Genomic DNA, 5,561 nt, shown 5'->3' with positions numbered 1-5,561 from the left:
CACGTAGAGTGCGGTGGCGAGGGTGTCCAGATCGACGTGCACGTGGCCTCCATGGTCTCGTTGCTCAGCAACGTCGATCATGGAGACCCTCGCCCACTTCCGCTGGCCCAGTACCCCTTGGAATAGACCGTCTAGGGCACCAATGATGGGCCCTTCAGGATGCTTAAGGCATCGACGGTTTCCGGTTTCGACAGGACGAACCGGCCGCGGCCGGCTCGCTTGGCCTCGAACATCGCCATGTCGGCGTTGCGGATCAGTTCCTCCTCGTCGGTGGAGGTGTTCAGGGCGATGCCGATGCTGGCGCCTACCTCGGCCATTCCGGCGGGGAGGCGGACCGGGCGCGACAGTTCGTCGATGATGCGCGCTGCCACTTCGCCAGCATGGTGTTCACTCGCGGGGCAGAGCACAACGACGAACTCGTCGCCGCCCAGGCGGCCGACCAGGTCGCAGCGGCGGACCACGGACTGCAGGCGGCGGGAGAGTTCGGCCAGCAGGGCGTCGCCGGCGGCATGGCCCATGGTGTCGTTGACGGCCTTGAAGCGGTCCAGGTCGACGAACAGCAGCGCCACGGTGTCGGGGCCGCGGGTCTCGGCCAGGCATTGGCGTAGGCGCTCCTGGAACAGGGCGCGGCCGGGCAGGCCCGTAAGCGGGTCGTGGCGGGCGGCCTCAATGTCCTTCGCCGTCCGGGCGTCGGTGAGGGCTATGCTGATGTGTTCGGCGAACAACAGCAGGTTGTCGCGGTCCGTGTCGTCGAGGCGTCGACCGGCGGCCGGTACGACGGCCAGGGCGCCGACCGTGCGACCCCGTTCGTGGACCGGGGCCGCGATGGTGCGGTGGCCGGCGGCGTCGGTGCCTTCCTGGAGGCGATCGATGCCGATCACGCCAGCGACCAAGTCGTCGGCGGCGACCGTGCGCCGCCGCCAAGGCATCGGACCCGAGGCGACGCCGCAGGTGACCATCGCGTGGCCGGGAGTATCGGGGTCGAGCAGGACGAGTTCCGCGTTGCCGGACTCGGAGGCGAGGACGTCGGTGACGGCGGCCAGCGTCGCGCGCAGCACCTCGGCGAGCGGAGCACGGCGCGAGATGAGCCGCTGGATGTCGTACAGGTGCCGCATCAAGCGCTCGCGGCGGCGCTCGGTCTCCAGCGTACGCAGCATGCGCAGAGTGAGGCCGAGGACCTTCGCCATGCCGCGGACCAGGTTGTGCTCGGCCACGGTAAAGGCGTCGCCGACGCGGGCGAGCACGAGCACGCCCTCGTCGGCGTGGCCGAGTACTGCCCAGCCGACGCCGCACGGGCCGAGGCCGGGCAGCTCGATCAAGCCGCGGCCGCGCGGGACCCTGGCGAGCGTGGCGTAGTCGGGCGAGCCCTCGGGCAGGCCGACGGCGTCCACGACGACGTCGCCCAGGAGTAAGCCGCAGACCTCCGCCTCGACGGTCTCCGCAGCCCGCTCGATCGCAGCATGGATCGCGGTTTGCTCGTCGTCGCAGCTGGAGACGACAGCGAGCAGCTCGACCAACTGCTGCGCGGTCAGGGCTCCGTCGGCCACAGCGTGGGCTCCTTTCGGCGGGGGTGCGCGGGTCAGCCGAACGCGAGAACAACCATTGTCTGGTTGTGGAAGCCGTTGATGCCCCGGGTGCGGGCGATCTCACCGTACGTGTAGAACCCGGCGTAGGGAATGGTGCCCGCCTCCTCGGCGATGCGCTCGCCCTCCCTGACGACGCCGTCGTCGCCGAGCACGGCGCGGCAGGCAGCGCAGCTCAGCGTGAGCAGACCGACCGGCGTGACGCCGTCGAGCTGCTCGATAGCAGAGCGGCAGGCCCGGGCCGACGCCGTAAGCACCGACTCCTCATCGCCTTCCATGGCAAAGGCGAGGGCACCCAGCGACAGGTCACCGCCACCGCCGATGGTCCGCCCCTCCACGTCGACCGCGGTGCTCATGTTACGGATCTCGATGCCGCTTCGACGTTGCACCCCGAGTGGCCGGCTCAGCACATAGTGTCGCAGGGCGACCTCGTCTTGGTAGACCTCCGCGGGGGCGCCGAGCCGGTCGAGGTAGGCGTCCAGGGCTGGCTCGTCGTCGAGTTCGTGCACCCGGCCGTCGCCGCTCTGCGTCACTACCAGGGGCTCGCCCGCAGGCCGCCAGCCGTGGTCGATGCCGATCGCGATCGGCGCGTCCGACCCGATGCAGGCGGCGACGACGCCGTTCGTGAACACATCGGTGCCGTGCAACTGGAAGGTGGCTGACATGCGCCAGCCGTCGCCAGCCGCACCGCCGAACAGCGGCACGCTTGCGCCCAGCACGCCGTAGGCTCCGCGGACCACCATCTCCTGGTCGCGGGCCAGGCCGTCGGTGAGCAACAGCAGGATCCGGTGGGGCCGATCGGCGGCAGCGGCCGCGCACCGGGCGGCCTCCGCGCCGGCGTCGCGCTGCCGGCCGCTGATCTGAGGCACGGCGGCGGTGCTCACCGAGAAGCCGTCGCCGCCGAGCGCCGTGACGACGACGCTGCCGTCATGCGGTCCGCTCGGGTCGATCTCGCCGTGCGTCGAGCACCCGAGGACCGGCACACCCGGCGCCGCCGCCCGCAGCCCCTCGGCGATGCGGTGCGGGTCGTGCGCGATGCCGGCGAACACGAGGAAGAGTTTCGGTTCGGGTCCGCTCAACGCGGCGTGGGCCGCCTCGCGGGCCGCCTCATAGGAGTCGGTGGTCACTGAGGTCCCAACGGACATCCATCGACTGGTGCCGGCCACTGCCACGCTCCCCGTCTCCGCAGGTCACGTCGGAGTGACCTGTCCCAACCGCGAACATCGGTCGCGAAACATGCTGCGTTAGCATAGTTCCGGCGAGTGCGGCTGCCGTGCCGCGTACCGATTCGGCGACCGTCTGGCGCCCAGCTCGCAGATAACCTCACTTGGAGGGGTCCCCCGGTTCAAGTCTTGCCGCCGTACGACACCGTCGGTGCGGTTTACCACCGGAACCATCCGCGTCGAACCGGACCGTAAAGCACGTCGTGCTGCCCGCCTGCGCCGGTTGAGGTTGCATGAGTCCGCCGTAAGCTCGCACTGCGTAATGCTGCTGAAGGTGGCGATCTGGAGGGGCCAGGATCCGATCGATGCGGCTCTCCCGGCCGTGGCTACAAAACCGGTGCGGAACAGCGATCCGGTGCGCCGATTGTCGCTGGACCGGGATGCGATGCAGTCGATGACCCCGCCGGGCATCGGCAGCGCCAGGATCTCCCAAGGTCCGCTCGTCGCCGGGTCACGCAGCCGGGACTGGAGAACTGACAGGGCGCACAGCTGCTTGATGTCGGGGTGGTTCTGGAGGGCCTCGACTGCGCTGACCAGGGTTGATCCGGTGCCGGATGGCTGGTATCCGGCCATGAACGTCTCCCGTCCATGTGGCTCCGCGCAGTCCTTCCGCAGGACGGCGACGTTGGTCTGTGTATATACGAGCGACCCGAGCCAGCAGATCGGTGCTGTTGGGCAAAGCCGACCGCCGTCACAGGCGATGTACCCTACCGGCGGCGTCGGGGCGGGTGACGTGGCTGCGGGTTGGGGAGGGGGGCTCGAGGAGGCACTTGGACCGATCTGTGCCGCAATGCCGGTGTGTGGCCGACGCCCGGCGTCCCGCCAGACCACGCCGGCGATGAGCACCGCTGCGATCGCCAGCGCTGCGGTGGCCAGCGTACCCCGTCGGGTGCGCCCGGCGGCGGGGACCGCTGGATGGATCGGGCCGGTATCGACGGCCTGCAATGCGCCGAACGCGACGGGCAGCTCTGGTTGCTCGGGCACGGTCGGCGGCACCCCGAGTCGCGTGTGCAGTCGGCGCGCGACGAGCGGCATCCGGCTGGCGCCACCGACCAGGAACACCGCGGTGAGCTCGAACGGCTCGATGTGCGTGTCACGAAGCAGCCGGATGAACTCGTCAACCGCGCGGTCGACGAGTGGTTCGGCGAGCCGGTCCAACTCGTCGCGGGTCAGGTGCGTGGTGCCGCTGCCACCCGGCAACTGCGCCGGCGTCAAGCCGGTACGTGAGAGCATCTCCTTTGCTTCGCGTACCTCTGCCCAGAACGCCTGCCGGTCCCGCAACGCGTCGGTGTCGGTCGGCCGCTCCAACCGCTGCCATAATGCCGGATCACGTGCGGCGATTAGCTGCCCCAAGTAAGTGACGACGACGGCATCGACGTCGAGCCCGCCGAGGTCGCCGAGGCCGCCGGTGGAGAGAACCTGCAGGCCGCCCGGTTCGCGGCGCAGCAGCGCGATGTCAAGCGTGCCTCCGCCGAGGTCGAACACCGCCACTGGCGGCCCGACCGCCACGTCTAGCACGCTCAGGCAGTACGTGGCTGCGGCGACCGGTTCGTCGATCAGTGCGGCGACTCGGAAACCTGCCTGACGGGCCGAATGCACCAGTACGGCACGCCGGCGTGGTCCCCAACCGGCTGGACAGGTCGGCACGAGAGGGGCGAGCGGACCGGCGCCCGCCTCGGCCGCGGCACCTGCCACGCGGGCCATGACGGCGCCGATCAATGCGACTGGGGCGTACTCGTGAGTGCCGAGCAGGACGCGTTCGTGGTCGATGCTGCGTTTCGGGTGCGGCTCGAAGCCGGCTGGGTCGATCTGGGCCAAGCGTTCGGCGTCGCGTCCGGTATGCAGCACACCGTCGGGGCCTGCGTATACCCCGGAGGGTAGTAGTGGGGAACCGTCGAACAGTAACGTTCTCGGCTGCTGCCCGGCACGGCAGATCACCGCAACCGTGTGCAGCGCGCCGAAGTCGATCGACAGCCGGATAGGTGAGTGTGAGTCCTGTACGTCGACCACACGCCAATCTAGCGCGCGCAGCGGCGGTCCTCCATTGGTGATGGTAACTGCGTTCGGGCGGCCAAGGCTTGCGCGGGGACCGGTTGACCGTCGTGATCGGTTCGGAAGTCAGCTCGGAGACTACTGACCTTCGCCGGTGGCAGCTACCGGAGCCGTCGGGGGAACAACTGGCGGGCCGCACGCGAAGCACCGAGAGTAGCCGGACTGCGACATGCCGATGCGGTTGGATCGCTTGATCGGATGCGCACTTCCGGATCTCCGTTTTCGGCCGCAGGTCGTGCGTGTCGCTGATTGGAGCGCCGTCACTGTCCGCAGCTAGCCCAGGTGCGTCCGGACGGCGATGAAACAAGAAGTCGATGTCAGTGCATTCGCCCATGGAGTCCAGGCCGCTGCCGAGTCTCGGTACACGGCCTGTCCCGAGGCGTTCAGCAGCACTTTTGGCGACGTTTGACGGGAGACGCGGTTGCAGGTGGACCCGCTGGGTGAGCGACCGCGTCCTGCGGGGCCGAGCCCGGGCTTCGCGCGGGTGACGGGTGCTTGCGGATGTTTGCACGGACCACGTGTCGGGCGATCGTCCAGAGACGTGCGCCTGGCTCGCCCTAGGGTGGCGGCCGGCCGGGCGGTGCTGCGCGCGATGGACGGCGCCTGCGTAACTTCGAAGACTTCGCCACCGCCGCGGAACAGACTCTTGACGCCGAGCGTGGTCATGATGAGCGGGCTCGGGCCGACGGCGCCCGTGAGCCCG

The 5,561-nt window shown here is 69.5% G+C and carries 3 protein-coding genes; all 3 read right to left on the bottom strand.

Going from position 1 to position 5,561, the window contains the following annotated elements:
* Window positions 1-131 precede the first annotated feature (131 nt).
* The gene (locus ABZS66_RS60140; protein WP_354773744.1) at window positions 132-1,547 is read right to left on the bottom strand and encodes a sensor domain-containing diguanylate cyclase; all 1,416 of its coding nucleotides are present in this window, start codon (window positions 1,545-1,547) and stop codon (window positions 132-134) included.
* Between the two features lie 32 nt (window positions 1,548-1,579).
* Window positions 1,580-2,728 (bottom strand): FIST N-terminal domain-containing protein, encoded by a 1,149-nt coding sequence (locus ABZS66_RS60135; RefSeq protein WP_354773742.1) that lies wholly within the window; start codon window positions 2,726-2,728, stop codon window positions 1,580-1,582.
* Between the two features lie 99 nt (window positions 2,729-2,827).
* Window positions 2,828-4,816, bottom strand: coding sequence for an Hsp70 family protein (locus ABZS66_RS60130; RefSeq protein ID WP_354773741.1), 1,989 nt, complete (start codon window positions 4,814-4,816; stop codon window positions 2,828-2,830).
* Window positions 4,817-5,561: the final 745 nt, after the last annotated feature.

Source organism: Dactylosporangium sp. NPDC005572 (assembly GCF_040605515.1).
GTDB lineage: Bacteria > Actinomycetota > Actinomycetes > Mycobacteriales > Micromonosporaceae > Dactylosporangium.
The sequence above is the reverse complement of the archived record's forward strand: the minus strand, read 5'-3'. Positions and strand labels throughout refer to the sequence as shown.